Annotated in this window: 14 protein-coding genes and 2 pseudogenes; 4 read left to right on the top strand and 12 right to left on the bottom strand. The window is 60.4% G+C overall.

From position 1 onward, the window contains the following. Nucleotides 1-61 precede the first annotated feature (61 nt). Nucleotides 62-1,264 (bottom strand): cytochrome P450, encoded by a 1,203-nt coding sequence (locus tag NKI08_RS20415; protein WP_352771741.1) that lies wholly within the window; start codon nt 1,262-1,264, stop codon nt 62-64. 1,656 nt (nt 1,265-2,920) lie between these two features. Between NKI08_RS20415 and NKI08_RS20410 the strand changes: the two genes are divergently transcribed. From NKI08_RS20410 to NKI08_RS20400, 3 genes are all read left to right on the top strand, one after another. Continuing rightward, the gene (locus NKI08_RS20410) at nt 2,921-3,454 is read left to right on the top strand and encodes a peroxiredoxin (protein ID WP_352466644.1); all 534 of its coding nucleotides are present in this window, start codon (nt 2,921-2,923) and stop codon (nt 3,452-3,454) included. Nucleotides 3,455-3,523: 69 nt separating this feature from the next. Beyond that, a complete protein-coding gene (rpoN, locus tag NKI08_RS20405) occupies nt 3,524-4,960 on the top strand; it encodes an RNA polymerase factor sigma-54 (protein ID WP_352771739.1) in 1,437 nt (478 codons plus the stop codon). Nucleotides 4,961-5,017: 57 nt separating this feature from the next. Beyond that, the gene (locus NKI08_RS20400; protein ID WP_352771738.1) at nt 5,018-6,235 is read left to right on the top strand and encodes an MFS transporter; all 1,218 of its coding nucleotides are present in this window, start codon (nt 5,018-5,020) and stop codon (nt 6,233-6,235) included. A gap of 317 nt (nt 6,236-6,552) precedes the next feature. Here the strand turns inward: NKI08_RS20400 and NKI08_RS20395 are convergent, their stop codons facing one another. The 9 genes and pseudogenes from NKI08_RS20395 to NKI08_RS20355 all read right to left on the bottom strand — a co-directional run bounded on the left by NKI08_RS20395 (nt 6,553) and on the right by NKI08_RS20355 (nt 15,024). Then, complete coding sequence (locus tag NKI08_RS20395) at nt 6,553-7,008, bottom strand: ABC transporter permease subunit (protein WP_352771736.1); 456 nt, start codon at nt 7,006-7,008, stop codon at nt 6,553-6,555. Between the two features lie 74 nt (nt 7,009-7,082). Beyond that, the gene (locus NKI08_RS20390) at nt 7,083-7,271 is read right to left on the bottom strand and encodes a hypothetical protein (protein ID WP_352771734.1); all 189 of its coding nucleotides are present in this window, start codon (nt 7,269-7,271) and stop codon (nt 7,083-7,085) included. Nucleotides 7,272-7,390: 119 nt separating this feature from the next. Further along, nucleotides 7,391-8,011 (bottom strand): nitrogen fixation protein NifQ, encoded by a 621-nt coding sequence (locus NKI08_RS20385; protein ID WP_352771732.1) that lies wholly within the window; start codon nt 8,009-8,011, stop codon nt 7,391-7,393. A 366-nt stretch (nt 8,012-8,377) separates the two neighbouring features. Continuing rightward, nucleotides 8,378-8,710 (bottom strand): annotated as a pseudogene (locus NKI08_RS20380) (hypothetical protein); the annotation flags it as partial. A gap of 389 nt (nt 8,711-9,099) precedes the next feature. Continuing rightward, nucleotides 9,100-10,251, bottom strand: coding sequence for a porin (locus NKI08_RS20375; RefSeq protein ID WP_352492857.1), 1,152 nt, complete (start codon nt 10,249-10,251; stop codon nt 9,100-9,102). A gap of 317 nt (nt 10,252-10,568) precedes the next feature. Further along, entirely contained in the window at nt 10,569-11,240 is a 672-nt protein-coding gene (locus NKI08_RS20370) for an antitoxin Xre/MbcA/ParS-like domain-containing protein (protein ID WP_352771730.1), read from the bottom strand. A 1,483-nt stretch (nt 11,241-12,723) separates the two neighbouring features. Next, nucleotides 12,724-13,366: pseudogene (locus tag NKI08_RS20365) on the bottom strand (nuclear transport factor 2 family protein). A gap of 199 nt (nt 13,367-13,565) precedes the next feature. Next, entirely contained in the window at nt 13,566-13,766 is a 201-nt protein-coding gene (locus tag NKI08_RS20360) for a ferredoxin (protein WP_352491466.1), read from the bottom strand. A 40-nt stretch (nt 13,767-13,806) separates the two neighbouring features. After that, nucleotides 13,807-15,024, bottom strand: a complete 1,218-nt coding sequence (locus tag NKI08_RS20355) for a cytochrome P450 (RefSeq protein WP_352480501.1) — start codon at nt 15,022-15,024, stop codon at nt 13,807-13,809. Between the two features lie 520 nt (nt 15,025-15,544). Between NKI08_RS20355 and NKI08_RS20350 the strand changes: the two genes are divergently transcribed. Continuing rightward, on the top strand, nt 15,545-15,757 hold the full coding sequence (locus NKI08_RS20350) for a hypothetical protein (protein WP_352771728.1): 213 nt from the start codon (nt 15,545-15,547) through the stop codon (nt 15,755-15,757). 160 nt (nt 15,758-15,917) lie between these two features. Here the strand turns inward: NKI08_RS20350 and NKI08_RS20345 are convergent, their stop codons facing one another. Both NKI08_RS20345 and hemP read right to left on the bottom strand, forming a co-directional pair. Continuing rightward, complete coding sequence (locus tag NKI08_RS20345) at nt 15,918-16,985, bottom strand: hemin-degrading factor (RefSeq protein WP_352480502.1); 1,068 nt, start codon at nt 16,983-16,985, stop codon at nt 15,918-15,920. Between the two features lie 32 nt (nt 16,986-17,017). Beyond that, nucleotides 17,018-17,122 carry a hemin uptake protein HemP gene (gene hemP / locus NKI08_RS20340; protein WP_352480503.1) on the bottom strand — a complete coding sequence of 35 codons (105 nt, stop codon included), beginning with the start codon at nt 17,120-17,122 and terminating at the stop codon, nt 17,018-17,020. Between the last annotated feature and the right edge of the window lie 117 nt (nt 17,123-17,239).

Raw genomic sequence — 17,239 nt, 5'->3', positions numbered from 1 at the left:
TCGGCGCGCGGCAGGCGCGCCGGCAATTCGAGAACATCGCGTTCCTGGTGGCGTCCGCGCATCACCAGAGCACCGGGAACTCCTCGAACCCGCCAGTGATGATCTCGTTGCGCAACTTCAGTTCTTCGGGCGCCACGGCCAGGCGCAGCGCGGGAAAGCGCTGGAAGATCGAACCGAACACCGCCTTGAGTTCCAGCCTGGCCAGCGCCAAGCCGATGCAGTTGTGCGGCCCGTAGGAGAACGCCAGGTGCGGGTTTTCGTCGCGTCCGATGTCGAAGATTTCCGGGTCGTCGAAATGGCGCGGATCGAACGACGTCGCCGGCAGGCCGACCAGCACCTTGCTCTCCGCGGGAACATGCACGCCCGCGATGGTCACGTCGGTCCTCGGATAGCGCATGATGCCGTCCCAGCCGGCGCCCGGCGGGTACATGCGCAGGATTTCCTCCACCGCCTTGTCCACCAGGGATGGATCGCCGACCAGGCGTTCGCGCTGTTGCGGATGGCGGAACATGGCCAGCAGGCCGAATTCGATCTGCGCGACGGTGCTCTCGTGCCCCGCCACCAGCATGCCCGCCGCCAGGCCGATCGCCTCTTCCTCGGTCGCCTTGCCCTGGTCGACCGCCGCGAGCAGATCCGTCAGCACGTTGTCGCCCGGATCCTGGCGCTTGTCCCGCATCTTGCCGCGAATGTAGGCGCGGAGTTCTTCCCAGGCCAAGCGCGACGCGCTTCGCGGGCCGCTTTCATGCTGGTGCGTCATCACCTCGTCGGACAGCCCGGCGAAAAAGGCGTGATCCTCGTAGAGCACGCCCATCAGCGCGCCAATGACCATGGCCGGAAGCGGAAAGGAGAGGTGGCGCCGCAGATCGGCGGGCTGGGGCTGGGCCGCCAGCGTCTCGAACAACTGCGCGGCGATCGCCTCGACCTGCTGCGCGAGCTGCTTCACCCTGCCGTTGCTGAAGGCCGGCGCCACGATCGTGCGTAACCGCGTATGCTCGCCCCCCTCGTGCGACACCAGCCATCCTGGCGAACCGAGAATCACCGAATCCGGGGTGAATGCCGGCGGCGGCATTCCCGCGGGCCGGAACGCCGCGTCGGACAACACCGCCTTGGCCTCGTCATAGCCTGTGACCCACCAGCCTTCGTGCCCGGACGGGAAGCGCACGTGGTGGATCGGACCGTTGGCGCGTAGTGCCAACATCTCGGGCGAGGGCTCAATGTGATCGACGCGCCACATCGGCAGCGTCGGCAAAGGTTGTTCGAGCATGGTGGCACTTCACTCTATAGCGATGGAAGGGCGGAAGGTGACGGGCGGGCGCTGCGGCAGCGAATGACCTAAGACGGCATACAGATGACGTCCTCCGACGGCCGGCCTGATTATCAAGACCGGCCAACGTGTAACTGTCTAGGCACACCGCGCGGCGAGATGCAGAACTTTATCCTGGACCATCGATTTCAGGATAAGGTCGGTGTGGTGGGCCTTTGAGCCGCCGCCGGCCAAGATTTCCTGCGCAAGGGTCGACAAGGGCGGCGAGCTGTTGGGTAAGGGCGGTTTCGCCGAGGACCCCCTGCCCATAGACGCTATCCGACGCGGATTTGACATTTTGCTTTTCTTTCTTCGTTCCATTCGTGTCATCCACGAAATGAAAGTCGGTCGGCGGCTCCCGGCCCGCAACGAAGGTGCTTCAAATCTCGTGCCAATTTGGCCGCAGCAGAAAAAAATTGTGGCAGCTTCTCAGCGGCCTAGCCTGAGGCCAGAGAAGAGCTAGGCGAAATAGGCCGGTGTCGCGGGCCAACAAAGGCGACGGAACAGTGTCGGACAGAACGCCTCGGGCGACCTTTAGGTCGGGCTTGCGACATTCTGGTCCAGTTTCGAACATAAGAGGGCGGCAAACAGACACGATTGGGAATTCGATCCTCACGGCGCCAGGGCGCTTGCCCAAGAGCGCGCGCTCATGTTGCTGCGACAAGGCGCGTGTTCGCGATAGCCGGGCCTGCGCACCCATGAACGCTAGCGGCACACGCTACGCAATGACTGGAGTGCCCGCCAGCCTCAGGTAGTGCATCGGCTCGGCTTCCGGTTCTTCTTTGCCCAGCCGGGGCTGAAGCGCCGAATATCCGCACCATACAGCATCGTTGTTGCCTGTGTGACGAGGCGGTATAGCGCGCGCCCGATCTTCTAAGACACGGCCTCCGAGAAGAAGGGGGCGGTCCAACAGCACCTCTATTTGAAATGGCACGCCGCTTGCTGCTCCTGGTTAGAGCACCATCAAATCACGATGAAAGCGACTTGCACCATGCCCGACGCGCGAAGCTCTAGACAGTGGCCTGAGGAGACGATGCCCGTTCCCGCTGAACATCGGGACATCGTCTCCTCCGGAAGGCCGTTCTCGGTGGCCGCTTTGCGCATGGCTGGTCCGATGCCGGCACGCCAACACATGGCGCTCGCGCAATTGCCGTTTACCGGTTCTGATCAGCATGTGAGTGCCCAAGAGCCCCATCAAAGAGCCACCGAAGCCAAGGTCGGCGGGTCACTGGCAAATATCGACGATACGCCGAATCAGCTCAGTAACGCGGGTCTCCTGCGTGAAGTCACATTTGAGGCCTCCACACGCGTCCGATATTGGCTACTTCGGGCCCGCTATCACTTTGTCCCGGGCACGAGCGCGAGCGATGGATGCCGCTTCCGGCGCCATAGCCGTGGAAAGATTGCCCCAGCGGCTCGACAGCCTCCACTTGCTCAGATCGATGGCGTTCGGGTGACGAAGACCAGCAGCCAAGACGTTCCCCTACATCGGGATGGAAAAAGGAGGGTGCGAGCCGCGAGGGCCTCATTTCATCCCCGGCATACGAGCCTTTGCTCGGTATTGCGCCAGCCTCTGCCAGAATCCGGCGCGCCAGTTTTTTCCTGAGGAGCAAGTTGATGACCGTTCAAAAGAAGGTTCCCTTCGTCACCTTTCTCACGCGTGTTCGCGATGAGTCAGTCCAGGGCCCAAATCCATATCGCTGGGAAGAAAAGACATCTGACGACTACTTTGCCGGCAAGCGCGTCATCCTGTTCTCGCTGCCTGGCGCCTTCACGCCGACCTGCTCGACCTACCAACTGCCCAATTTCGAAGAGCTCTATGATGAGTTTGAGAAGGAGGGAATTGACGCGATTTACTGCGTCTCCGTCAACGATGCCTTCGTCATGAATGCGTGGGGGAAGTCCTTGGGCCTGCAGAAGGTCGAGCTCATCCCCGATGGCTCAGGCGAGTTCACACGCAAGATGGGCATGCTGGTCGCCAAGGACAATCTCGGCTTCGGGATGCGCTCCTGGCGCTACGCCGCCCTGATCAACAATGGCGTGGTGGAGCAGTGGTTCGAGGAGGAAGGTTTCTCCGACAACTGCGAGGCCGACCCCTATGGCGTCTCATCACCGCAAAACGTTCTCGAAACGCTGAAAGCCGCCGCATGACCTAGAAAACGTCTCACTGGTGCCATTGCCCGCCCCAAGAGGCTCCTCGACAGGATTATCGCGCTCACCATGCAATCCTCAGCAAGCCTGCTTCAGCGCCAGAAGCAATCGATGGTCGCATCGCCTCAACTCATTGAGTCGATTCGCTTGCTGCAACTGGCCCATACTGAACTGCATCAGTTCGTGGTGCGGGAAGTCGAGAAGAACCCGCTCTTGGAATCTGCGTCAAACGATGGCGGGCCTTTTGGCGATGTTTCGATTTCGGGAGCGGATCAGCCTATCGGCCCACGCGCAAACGCCGTTGACGGACCGACCGGGGCCGGGTCGCCTGAACGGCTCGGGCAATGGAAATCACTTCGCAACACGACCAACAACCCGCCGGGTAATGGCCCTTCCCTCGACGAGTTTGCCAGCCTCGCGGAGACATTGCACGACCATGTCGCTCGTCAGATCGCCCTCACTGCGTTCACACCACAGGAGCGGCTAATCGCTGGCCAGCTTGCCGCCGATCTGGAAGACACTGGCTATCTTCGGGCAAACCTTTTGGAGCTGGCCGAGAGCCTGAATGTCCGGGAAGGTGATGTGGAACGGGTTCTCGGAACCTTGCAGCACTTTGATCCACCGGGAGTTTTTGCGCGAAGTCTCAGAGAATGCCTCGAGATTCAGTTGCGCCAGCGAAATCGGCTCGACCCGGCAATGGCAGCTTTGGTTGCCAATCTTGAAATGCTTGCGCGACGCGATTTTGAGGCACTGAAGCAGCATTGCGGCGTCGATGAAGAAGACCTTCTCGACATGATGCATGAGATTCGGGCGCTCGATCCCAAGCCTGGGAACCGATTCCAATCCGGTGCGTCTGAATCAATCATACCCGACGTCTGGGTCACGCCCTCGCCGCAAGGCGGGTGGCAGATCGAACTTGATCCCGCCACGCTGCCAAAGCTGCTGATCAACCAAAGCTACTATGCCGAAGTCTCGCGTCAAACTCCCCAAAAATCGAAAGATAAAGCATTTCTCGACGAATGCTTGCAAAACGCGACCTGGCTGATCCGCAGCCTCGATCAGCGCGCCAAGACCATTGTTAAGGTTGCGGCTGAAATCGTGCGTCAGCAGGATGCCTTTTTGGAACATGGCGTCGCCCACCTGCGGCCTCTCAATCTCAGAACCGTCGCTGACGCGATCGGCGTGCACGAGTCGACGGTAAGCCGGGTGACCTCGAACAAGTACATGCTTACCCCGCGCGGAGTCTTTGAACTGAAGTATTTTTTCACCGTCGCGATCGCGTCCTGCCAAGGCGGCGATGCGCACTCCGCCGAAGCTGTCCGGCATCGGATCAAAGCGATCATTGCCGCAGAATCTCCCGGCGACGTGCTTTCCGATGAGGACATCGCTGTCCGGCTGAAGGAAACCGGCATCGATGTTGCGCGCCGCACCGTCACAAAATATCGCGAAGCAATGAACATCCCCTCCTCCGTGCAACGCCGCCGGGAAATGCGCTTGTGTTTTTAGATTTGGGTCAAGGCAGCCAACATCACGTTGCATTGCATCAAAGTGGAGACTTCGTTCATGACCCAATCCGCAGCAGGCGTCATGGACGCTGTTCTGCACGACCCAGAAAAGCCCGTCCCACCGTCTGGTCCCGCATGGGGTGCGGTCATTTCGCTTTCCTTGGGCACCTTCGGGCTGGTCACGGCAGAGTTTCTGCCTGTCAGCCTGCTCACGCCCCTCGCGCATGATCTCGGTATCAGCGAGGGAGCGGCTGGACAGGCGATGACGGCGACAGCTATCGTCGGGGCGATCTCGGCGCCGACGGTGGCCATCATCACAAAGCGCCTGGACCGCAGGACCGTCATGTGGACCATGACGCTGCTGCTGATCCTGTCGGACGTTCTGGCGGCCGGCGCGTGGTCGCTGGCGGCTCTCCTGACTGCACGCGTCGTGCTCGGCATAGCGCTCGGAGGCTTCTGGTCGATGTCGGCAGCACTGGCGATGCGGCTCGTTCCAAGCCACCTCCTGCCGCGCGCCATGTCGATCATCCTCACCGGCGTTTCCGTAGCTACCGTCTGCGCAGCTCCAATCGGCGCTTATGTCGGCGATATCTGGGGATGGCGAAGCGCCTTCATGCTCGCCGCAGCCGGCGGCGCCGCTACACTGCTCGTGCAACTCATAACCATTCCGAGACTGCCTCCGATTGGCGTGGCTAGCTTCCGCAGCCTGCTGGATGTGGCCAAGATTCCGATGGTCAAAATTGCGCTTTTGGTCATCCTGCTGGTCGCTTCCGGCCACTTCGCCGGAATCACCTATATCCGCGCCTTCCTCGAGAAGATTCCCGCGCTGGATGTCGAAACGATCTCGCTTGTGTTGCTTGCTTTTGGCATCGGCGGATTCTTCGGCAATTTGGCCGGCGGGCTTCTGGCCGAGTACAGTCTCAAGGCAGTCGCGGCCCTTGCACCGCTGCTCATAGCGATAGCCGCTGTTTCGCTGCTGACGGCGGGAGCATGGGCCTCGGCCTCGGCGATTGCGGTTGCCGCGTGGGGCTTTGCTTTCGGCGCGGTGCCGGTGGGATTGCAGACGTGGATGGTGCGGCGCGCCGCTCCCGAGCAGGCCGAAAGCGCCGGTGTGCTGATGGTCGTAGCGTTCCAAGTGGCAATCGCAGCCGGCGCGATTTTCGGCGGACTATTGGTGGACAATGCCGGGATTACCAGTGCCATTGCCTACAGTGCTGTTGCCACGTTCCTCGCCGCCCTGACAGTGTTCCTGCTCGGCCCGAAGCGCGAAACCTAGACCGACTGACAGAAGAGGCCTCAGCAGCGCAGCGGGACGAGAGATGCAATCGCATGCACGGCGCGGCGCGATCCTCCGCATGATTACTTTGGCGGTCGCAGGCTTCGTTTCGCCGAGCGCGACTGGATCGCCGCGGCGGCAGTCTGTTCCGTGTCGGCCTCCGATCTCGCATGGACCAGCGCCAGCCCCTCGCCGGCTTCACCTCCGGGCCATGGCGACCTTCGCCGCCAGACAGGCGAACATCGCCGGCACCGGTATCCATTTGGCGATGATGAGAGCTGCCAGCGCGACGGAACCCTTGCTGGCGGTCATGTCCTTCACGAAGCCGGCATTCTGGGCGAGCGACAGGTACGCGCCGGCCATGCCCGCCAGAACGTCGGTGAAGATGCCCCGCGGTAGCGCAGGCAGGTCACCGAAATGCCGGTGGTACCGACGGCGGCCGGATTTTCGCCGACGGCGCGAAGCCTTAGGCCGAAGCGGGTGCGAAACAGCACCAACCAGGTGAATGGCACCATCAGGGTCGCGACATAGACCAACAGCCAATGGCCCGAGATCAGCTCGGAATAGACGGGCCCGAGCACCAGCACGCCGCGCACCGCTTCGGGCTGGGCAGAATGATCGCCTCGAAGCGCGAGTCTTCGGAGAGCGCCGGCGCGCGCCCTCCCGGAACCAGGCCTGGCGAGAATGATGGTGGAGCCGCCAGCAATGAAATTGATGGCCACGCCGAACACAATCTGGCCGCCGCGATGGGTGATCCAGGCGAAACCGTGCACCAGCGCGAAAATCCACGGCGGTGGCTACGGCGGCGCCCAGGCCGAGCCGGGCCGAGCCTTTAACCGCAGCCGCCTTAGGCGCCGCAAAGGCGCCGGCCAGCAATCTTGCCCTCGAGCCCGGTCTCGAAGACGCCGGTCCGCTCCGAATAGAGCCCGGCCAGGCAGGCGAGCAGCAACGGCACGGAGAACACCAGTTGCTCGGCGGCGATGGTGCGGGTCGGGTCCTGCTCCGCCATGATGACGGCGACCGCCGAAGCGAGCATAGGCGCAACCGGACAGCAGGCACAGCATTCAAATCCTCGAAGGCGAAAGTTCGACATTCGACAAGAGACATTTGGTGCGGCGCGAGCCCTGGCGCTTGTACGACTGACGAAACCGGCTCTTAATCCAAGGCCATGCCGTTCTTGATCCGTGTGAGGCGGCTTTCGCCTTCCTCCGGGCCGAAGCAGCTTTCGAAATCATTGCATTCCCGGCAACTGGGCGCGCTGCACAGCGAAAAACCTTCGGCCTCGCAGAGCTTGCGGTAAAAGTACTTCTTCCATTTCATGTTTTGGGTGTTGCCGGCCGCCAGCGTCGGAAAATGCGAGGCGAGCAGGCGGCCGAGCTCGGTCCGATTAAAAAGGCCGAGGTCCTGCCAGAGATGGTCATTGCGCATGGCACGCCGGGCGATGATCTTGGCGAAGCGGGCGCTCGCCTTGTCGCCCGGCCGGGCATGCTCCAGCAGCAGTCCACCCAGAAGTTCTTCCTCCAGATCCGGCTCGGGCTCGCTCACCTCTTCCAAGGCAAACGCGTTGATTGGAATAGCAGGGAAACTGCGGGCCAGGACATCGCGCAGCTCGGCGCGCGAAAGGCCGGTTGCCTCCGTCGCCGTCGCCTCGCCGGCCTCGATCTCCTCGAGCGCACTTGAAAGCACACAGGCAAGCACATGCTGGTCGAACCTCCTCTCCAGCTCGATCTGCGGCCATTGGCCAGTGCTGAGCCGGGCATAGTGTTCAGCAAACATGGTGCCGTTCTCCTGGTTGGTCCTATCAAGTCATGAAGCGACCGGGCGGCCGCAACATGGGTCGGGCATCGGGCAGAAGCGGGCGCCAGGCTCCGCAGCCAATGCAAAGGTCGGCAATGGTCGAGAACCATGATCATGCGATCGAGCTCGCCGTCGAAATCGTATCCTCGCCGCCGCAGACGCTGAGGATTTCACCGAGCGGGCGCAGCCGATCCAGGTCCTGCCATCGATAGCGGTCAGATATTGCGCATCAGTCTGAAGCCCTCACAAGTGACGAAAGGGGGTGTCATCGTGAATTCTCCAACGCAAGCGAGCTATTGCAGCTGCTGAGCGCACGCATGCCAGCGCCATGCTGAAGCTGCATCCTCACTGTGCGACAGCAAGGTGAACGCTGCGCTCCGGCCGGAGGCCATAGGAACAGCGATTGAAACCGGGGCAAGGCATGTCTGATCGAATGTTCGTCTTCGCCTGTCCGGCGACGTCTTGATCCATCCGAACCGCCTCCTCAATGCGCTTGCGGATGCGCTGGCTGACCGCATAGTCGCTGTGCCGCATCGTTCGACTGTCGGTCGCCGAACGGCGCCCCGTTGGTGTTCTGCGCCACGTGCGGCGTCACCTTCATCAAGCGTAACTCGTGAAGTCCTGCGCATCGTAGGCCTTGTCGGTGGCACTGGACGTGGCGCCCACCCTGCTGGCGCGACTCCCCATCAGGTCGTCTGGGTTCCACTGGCAAAAAAAACTTCCGCGTGTCTCTGCGCGATCCCTCCCGCTTGCGCGTGCCTAGTCAACCAAAAAAGCTGACCATCTGCAGGATCAGGATCAGCAAAAAAAAGCCAAAGGCAGACGCCAAACAGCTGCCAGCAGGACGATGCGTTGTTTCTTACAGTTCCCCCGGGAGAGAGTCTGATGATAACCGTTAAAAAAGGGCGCCCGGGAACAGGGCGCCCTTCTCATCGACGAAATGCTCGGATTGGAGGTCCGTGATCAAGCAATTCGCCGAAAACCTCTACAAGGCTCACCACAATGGTTCAGCCGCAAATTAGGCTCACAGTTACTGCTTCGAACGCGGCAAACGGGCTCTTCAATCCTCAGAACGAGCGCTGGAAGCGGAGGAGACCGCCGACGCTGTTCTTCTTGTCGGCATTGGTCCAGTTAGAGAAGTCCACATCCCCGAACTTGCCAGCGTGGAGATAGTCGACTTCGGCCGTGATCGTCAGACCAGGAACGATATCGTAGGCGACATTGGCGGCGATGCCGAGGTTCTTCCACTCGTCATACGCCGCCTGAAGGTTGAAAGAGGTCTTCTCGTTGAACTTGTAGGTGCCGCCGCCCCAGACGGCCCAGTTGCCACCCCACTGCTTGTAGAAGCCGCGACCGCCGGCAGGAATAGCGTAGGTCCCATCGGTTAGGTTGTCGTCGGTCCCATAGCCAGCCATAATGAACAGCGACAGTTCGTTGGTGGCGTTTACATCCAAGCGGACCTTGCCGGCTACCTCTTCGTAGTTGCTGTCGTAAGCCACGACGCCGGTGATGGCGCCCCAGCCCTGCGTGTACTTCACGCCGCCGACAAGATGCGGAACGTAGCTGTCGATCGTGCCGACGACGCCAGACCCCTCTTCGAGCGATACCACGGCGGAGAAGCCATTGCCGGCGTCGAAGTAGTACTGCACGACGTTGGTGTCGAAATCGCCGTACGGAACGAGCGTATCGTTGAGGACGTTGCCGGCATAGCCGATAAACGTATCGAAGGCCGATTCGTCCTTGCCGACGCGAAGGCCACCGAGTTGGATCCAGGCGAAGTTCAGTGTGATGCCCCTGTTGAAGGCATAGTTCTGGGGACTGTCGGGACCCGAATAGGCGTTGCGGTTACCGAAATTGAATTTGGTTTCGGTGTATGTCTTCAAAGTACCGAGTTCGGTTTCCTGGCCGGTCCAAGTCCTTAGGTCAAAGCGGGCGTTCTTGCGCCAGGTGCCCTGGTCGCTGCCGTCTTGGACGTCGTGGGTCCGCGCCCCGTCGTAGGAGCCAACGTCGCCAGCGCTGATGTCGTAACGGACATAGCCGCCGATGCGCAGGCAGGTTTCGGTGCCGGGGATGTAGAAGTAGCCCGAGCCATATACGTCGCAGATCTTGACGTATTCAGCCGGTTCCGGCTCGGCGACCGTCACCGCGTCGGCGGCGCGAGCACCGGAAGCTGCGATCAGAGCCGCAGCTGAGCCGAGAAGAAGGCTCTTGATGTTCATACTTGATCTCCATTCAATGATTTGAAAGGGGCGAGGACGTCGATGGACGAACCGCTCCCTGTCCCCACGATCGAAAAAGATGCGCATGCAATGCATCCTTCCCGGCTCGAACGCTATTCACCGGGCGAATAAGTGCAAGTTCAAATTCCGTTTGCCAACCACTTATCTAAGTATCAGTTGTATTAATGTCACTAAATCTTCAATATTACTTGCACAAATTGGACAACTATACATTTGCACAAATCGCACAATTGGTACAGTTGCTGTTTACGCACGTATAGAATGTGCGCGAGCAGCGACCGGCATCCGGCCAATCGTCAGATAGGTCCAATCAGAGAAATAGCCTGGGCGGCCGATGAAACAACTTCTGTGTTCATACCTTCTCTGAGCAATTCGATAGGGACGCGACCCTTGAGAAGAGGCGAGGGGCTGATCAGCCACAGCCAAGCCAGTCTGGGATCGGAGATCGAGGAAAGGACCTGCCTGATTCCGGGCATAGGCCTGCCGTCGATGAACTGAGCTAGGGGAAATACATGCTTACGGGAGCCTCTCCGAAAGGCAACCACATCATTGTGTTGCTGCCACCAATACAAAGTGGACCGCGGTATTCCAAAACGTCTCTCGAGATGCGTCGACCCCGCAACTGGACCGGCCCATTCTGCAATGCGCGCGCCTTCTCTCGGGCAATCTTTCAGAACCGGATGCCCGAGCGGATGATCGGCTGCCCGGGGTCGCGAAGCGATCTCACCCGCCTGGGCGTTGAGCCGTCGCGCTGCTTCGGCCTCGAGCCTACCAAGAAATTCGGCGGCCACGGCGGTCAATTCGTTGGAAGGAGAACCCGAAGGCGCAACAGCAACCTTGTCACACTGCTTCGCCTCATCGCATTGGGCAAGAATGCGCTGCACCTCCCTCATGACAAAGCTTGAAAGCTCGGTCTGGCGCTTTTCATCCCCAAGATCACTCGACGCGGACATATCTGGCTTTCCCAATAGCATTCCCTCAGCAAGCCTCCGAAAGAGCGTTGAAGACATGAAGTTTGGAGGACGGCGATGTGTTGCGTTTTCGTATGCGCGCAACCTAGCAGCCGTCTTGCGGCTTCAACTTTTGTCTCTCAATAAAAAAGGGAAGAACATCAATGGACGACCGCCTTGCCCCCACGATCGAAACAGACGCACATCGCAGTGCACGCTTCACAGTGGGACGCTATCCGCGACGCTCATTTGTGCAAGTTTAAAGTTTAGCTTGCCAGCTTTATATAATTTGGCGTTTCTTTTATGCAACACTTTTCCAAGTGTTACTTGAACAAATCGAACGTATCGCGCATTTGGACGAACTGTACATTCGACAGCGACTTCGATGCTCGCATTTACTGGCGACATACATGCTTCACCGTTGCCGCATCGCATTGGCCAGGTGCACGGCACCTCCTTCATGAGAAAGCTTGAAAGCCCCTCCCCGGGACGTTCATTTGCAAGATCACTCGAACCACTCATACGGGCTTCCCCGGCAGGCAGAGCAGGTTTATCCGGTGCCTCAGCGGACTATCTGCAGCCGAAGGTCCAGGCGCCGCGTCCTCTTCACCACCGACCAGCAGGCCCCCTGATCACGCCAGTGGTATCGAGATCGAAGGAAGGTGTGGTATTTGGCTCATTGTAGGCACTCGAAGATATCTCTACAGGCCGCATGGGCGTTTGTCCTGCTAGCTGCAAGTATGCGCGACGTGGTGTTCAGGTCGCCAATATAATATTTTGGACGATACCATCGCGTTTGCAGATGGCCTCGTCCCAATGGGGAACTGCGACTGCTTCGACGCTCGCAAGGACGTCCGGAATGAAGCACTCCGCCGCGTCGCGAGTACGACGGACCCGATCGTCTCGCGTTTAAGTGGCGGGACTTGATCTGCTTGATCAGATCTGATGCGCCTCTTCTGGAACGGCCGCGGCCAGGATATCCTCGGTCCCTGACGACATATGCGCCCCGCTTCTCGATAGCGCTTACCCCTTGGCTGAAGTCGCAGAATAGTCTAGCTGCGGGGTACCCGAGGATCCAGTTGACTGCTGGAACAGACCAGGAGACTGATCTTCTTGGAAGGCAAACCGCATCGGCGCCTTTACGCAATTGCTATCCTGGCGGCACTGCGCGACGCCTGCACTCCGGTGACGTCTGTATAGATGTATCAACAAAGATGAGAACCTGATGCCCCGAGCCGACCCAGTGCGTTGTTCTAGGCTAACGGCCAGTTGTAGGCCCATATGGGCGTTCGTGGGTTCCGGCAGCGGTCCAACTCTCGATTTGATACCGAAGCGGGTGAGGGATCCGCCGAGGACAGGCGCTTGCCCCGATGAGCGGCTCTGAGGAGGTCCCGCAAATCGATGCACACCAGCGTCGTCGGCGGGCTCGGGGCGACAGAGAAGAACGCTGTCACCGTGACGCGGTCGCGGGGAGAAAAGGGCACTCCTATCGGCCGCATCCTCACCGGGCAGGCTTTCGCCGGGATCGCTGTGGCATTGCAAAATTGTTATACTCTGTTGTCCCCACTGCCGATGCGGCCTCCCACTCGAAACCTCTGAAGGCATCAGGGCGAGAAGGAATGCGACGCTTCTTAAGCGTGTAAACCGGATCGTGCGGATGCGGTGCTCCAATAAGCTGTCGCGGGCCGAACCGTTCTGCTTCAATGACCGCTGGTGGGATCTGCTCCTCGAGCCAATCGTAGACCACTGTCCGTTCGGCAATCCGCCACTCCCCCTCCCTCTTGTGAAACAGATCGCAGTATCGGCCGCATAGGAGCGCCTGGCGTACTTCTCCGTCGTTGTCCCGGTCCGCGTTGCAGCGCGGTGAAATAGCTCTCGACCGCGGCCTCTGCCCCGCCGATGAATTCGATCAGGACGTTTGTGATCTTATGGATGTTGCGGGGTCCGCTCTTGAAGACGCCGAGCGCAAACCGGATGAAGCCCTCTGCCGAGCCGCAATTTGCCCGGTGATTGTCATGCGCATCGGGCCAATACGCGCTGCGGAGCGCCGCTTCATCCGCGCGGTCTATTCCGCGGCAGTACCGATAGAGGCAGTCGCGGATCGCCTCACGGTCAAGTAGTTCGGCAATTTTCGCCTGGTCCATCGGCTCTGTCGCAAATTCTGTGATTGGAAGAGGTGTTTCGCGAACCCCGCCCTGCCGTTTGCGCGTTTGCGCCTCATCGGGAGCACCTCCGCGCCGGAAATGCCCCTGCAGAGTTGGACGTGAACCGTGCGGGACAGAGGTCGCGTGCTGAGTGCGGCCACATGGTTCAAGCCCGCCAGACTCTCGGTTGAATGAGTCCTCAAAGCGCGCAGCGGGTGAGTTCCAGCGCACGTTCAGGACAGGATCGCGCGCCCCGCGATGCAGGCAGTTCCTCCCCTTCCGCAACTTCAATGTCACCGGGCAGGATGTAGCCCTCGTCATCAAGCTTGAAGATGTCCGGCGCTTGCGCCGCGCATCGCGCGTGACCCTGGCATTTGGCCTTTTGGACGATGATGCGCATTGCGCTGCCTCCATTGTCTGTGCCCCGGGTCGGGGCGGGCCTAAGACCAGTCCAGGATCAAATTTTCGATCCCGAACACATGGCCGCCAGAAGTTATCGGTGCCGTACCCTGCTTGATCCTGAAAGCCGGGATGCGCGCCAACCACTCCTCCAGGCCAATGACAATCTCCCGCCGGGCAAGGTGTGAGCCAAGGCAACGGTGGGGACCATAGCCAAACGCTGCGTGGCGGTTGTCCTCCCGCTCCAAATCGATTGTGTTGGGGCATTCGAATTCCGCCGGGTCACGATTGGCAATCATCGTGGCGCAGGAAACATAGTCCCCCTTCCGGATCGGCGCGCCTTCGAAGTCGATATCTTTCGTAGCCACGCGGATCAACTGAATGGGCGGATAGGCCCGCAGCAATTCTTCGGTTGCGAGCGGGATGCGGTCCGGTTCGCTCCGCAGCAATTGCTGATCTTTGAGGTTGCGCGCGAGGTACGCCAAGTCAAAGCCTATAGCTGCTGCGACCGTGTCGAGCCCAGCGACGAAGACAAGCACGCCGATGCCGCGGACTTGGGTGTCCGTCAGCCGGCGGCCCTCGACCCGTGCCTGCACGATAAAGCTCATGAAATCGTCAACCGCCTCCTGGCGGCGCATGGCTGCAAGTTCGTCGATGAATGCCACGATCGTCCGGGCAGCCACAGGTCGTTCCTTATCGTCGCCGTGGAGCAGATCTTTCCCCCAGCCGACGAATGTATCGAGTCGGTCATCGGGCAACCCCAGAAAGCGAAGAAAGGTGCTCACCGCGAAAGGAAAGGCAAAATCCTTCATCACGTCGCAGCTTGTGCCCGACGCGGCGATCCTTTCGATCAGCTCGACCGCCCGTTCGCGGACAGCCGGTTCCAAAGCCAACACCCGCTTTGGCGAAAGCAGCGGATTGAGCAGTGAGCGAAAGACGCCATGGGCCGGTGGATCGAGCTCAAGCGGGATCGTCGGCCAGTTTTCACCCAGTATGGAGGAGAAGATGCTGCGATGGCTGGAAAAAGTCTCTGCGTCCTGCAGCACCTTCCGCTGGTCCGCGGCACGGGTGATGACCCAGGTACCCCGGCCATCTTGCGTGTTGTAGCGGGAGTAAAAGATCGGAGGCCCGTCATGTACGCAAGCGACAGCTGCGTGTGGATCCCCGTTGGGTGTTGGTGGCATCCCTGGCGATGTAAACAGGCTGAAGTCCCTCACCATTTCGGGCGGGACATGATCTGGAACGGGGTTGGTCGCCATTTTGTTTTCTCTACATTGGCGTTCATGGCTCGATTGAGATTGCACCGCTGTTCATAAAGTCGATTTCCAGCATGGGCACGTCTCTTGTCGGGCGCCTTCTAGATTCTGTCGCCTGATACAGCCCACCTGCACCAGCGCGGATGAGATCGGTTGCGAAGTCGATCAGAAGGGGCATCTCCGCCGCGCTGCGGTCATGAAGCAAAGCCGCCGCTTATCCCCGTTAGGGTTGAGAGGCTGGTCAATCACCTCTGAGCTCCGTGACGCACTGCTGATGCCCTGCTGATCAAATTGTCGAAGCAAGTCGCGTGCCGGATAGGCGTACCCATGGCGCTGCACCAAGCAATGCCAGCCTGCACTGGGCCCGCCGCTGATGATCACCTGTCCCTTATTCTTAGGACAACGTCCGACAACCGACATCCGTGGTCGGTTTTGTCGAGTCCGCGACATCGGGCTGTTCGGCTTGGCTGCTGCTGCACAGCCTTCCGGTCGACGAGCGAGGAGATCGCTCGCAAGGCCCGGATTGAGCAACGACGCGATCCAGCGCAAGGATCGGGTGCGGTCCGACAAGACCCGACTGCGCTTGCGCGCGATGATCGGAAATATCAACAAGGTCGAGCCGCGCTTCGGTTCGGCGCTGATGGCGTATGCGTTTTATCGCTCGCAGGCGCTGCAAGGATTTCCGGTTAGACGGCGATGCACTCGTGTGCAGCGGTCCGGCCGACGACGAGCTTGACTGTATCGATGCGGTCAATTCCGGCGTGCACACCTGACCGTGCGTATGCGCTAACACGGCAAGCTCTATCGCACATGGACCTATATTTCCTCGCGAGCCGCTGTCGGAACGTGGCGCCGAGCCCTATGGCGGCCGGTTCAATCCTACGGGCCTGCCGGCTCTACACATCCCTGTCGGTCGGACCGGGAACGCGTGGCAGACTCTCGGCCAGAAACCGCCAGTCGCTGCGCTCGCGTTCGCCTTCCTTGCGCGTGCCGAAGAACTGGATGATCATCTTGCCGTCGGCGCCATAGGCTTCAACGGACGTGACGTGACCGTCCCTCGTCGGCTTGCGCACGGCCCAGACCTCGCGGATGTGATGGGTCCTAAGATGCAGATGGAAGGTCTCGTCTAGCACATTGATCCGCGGCCCGATCTGCTTGACCGACTTGATCGGGCCGGAATGGATCTGGATGCAACCACGATTGCCGACAAAGCACATGATCGGCATCTCGTCTTCGGCCGCCTGTTGGAACAGGGCGCCAACGGCATCATTGTCGAGCAGCCAGGCGTAATCCTCGTCGGCCATACGCATCGCCTGGCAGCGGCTGAGCTTCAGTGTTTTCAACATATGGTAGAACTGATGCACGTCGCTCAGCCGGCTCCAGTGCTCGCGTAGGTCGTCGACCGTGGCGGCTTGGTCTGGACTCACTGCGTTATCGCGCGCCCCGCTCGCCTCGACCGATATGATCGGCTCCTGGTCGGAGGATACGAGCTCTGCCGCCAGATTCTGATAGGCGTGCAGGTTCGAGGCGGGCCTGAGATGTACTTTGTGCATCGCCTCGCCGGTGGCATCAAAGAATTGCAGGCTGCGGCGGATCTCGGCTCCCTCGCGCTTCTCGACGGCGAAGCCATACGCCCACGCTTTCGGGAAGATGCGCAGGTCGATCTCGTCGCCGAGCACCATGGCATGCGGGTTGCCGGTGACCACTTTGTCGTACACGCCAATCTTTTGGTGCACGGCACTTTGGTTGCGGGTGACCGCCATCACCTCGCCGACCGCTTCGAGGCCGGTCAGCAGATCATCGACGCGCGGCTCGATGCGCACCGCGCCGTGACCACAATGCGCCGCGACCAATTCGGCTTCCGAAATGCCCAATCGAGCGGCGAGATCATGCTCCCGGATTTTCGGATTGTCTTCGCACGCCCGCCGGATTTCGTCCGGCGATGGTTTCTCGCGCTGGTCCATGTCTTACCCCTGCTTCCACCTACGTGTGAGGATCAGCTGCACTGCCCGGGAATCTTCAGCCGATAAGGCGCGCCGAAATGCTCGACCCTGATCTGCTGCTGGCCCGTGAACAAAGTGTCGCTGGACAGCGTGCGCACGTCGTCGCACCCGCGCGAAAACCGGGGGTGCTATCGGAGCGGCGAGACCCGAGTGAGACGTGCAGGCACATGCCGATGGAATCTCATCGAGCCGGTCGGTGGCCACCGGGCGGTGGT

The sequence above is a fragment of the Mesorhizobium sp. M0768 genome (assembly GCF_040320195.1).
Lineage (GTDB): Bacteria > Pseudomonadota > Alphaproteobacteria > Rhizobiales > Rhizobiaceae > Mesorhizobium.
This window is presented reverse-complemented; position numbering and strand designations above follow the sequence as displayed.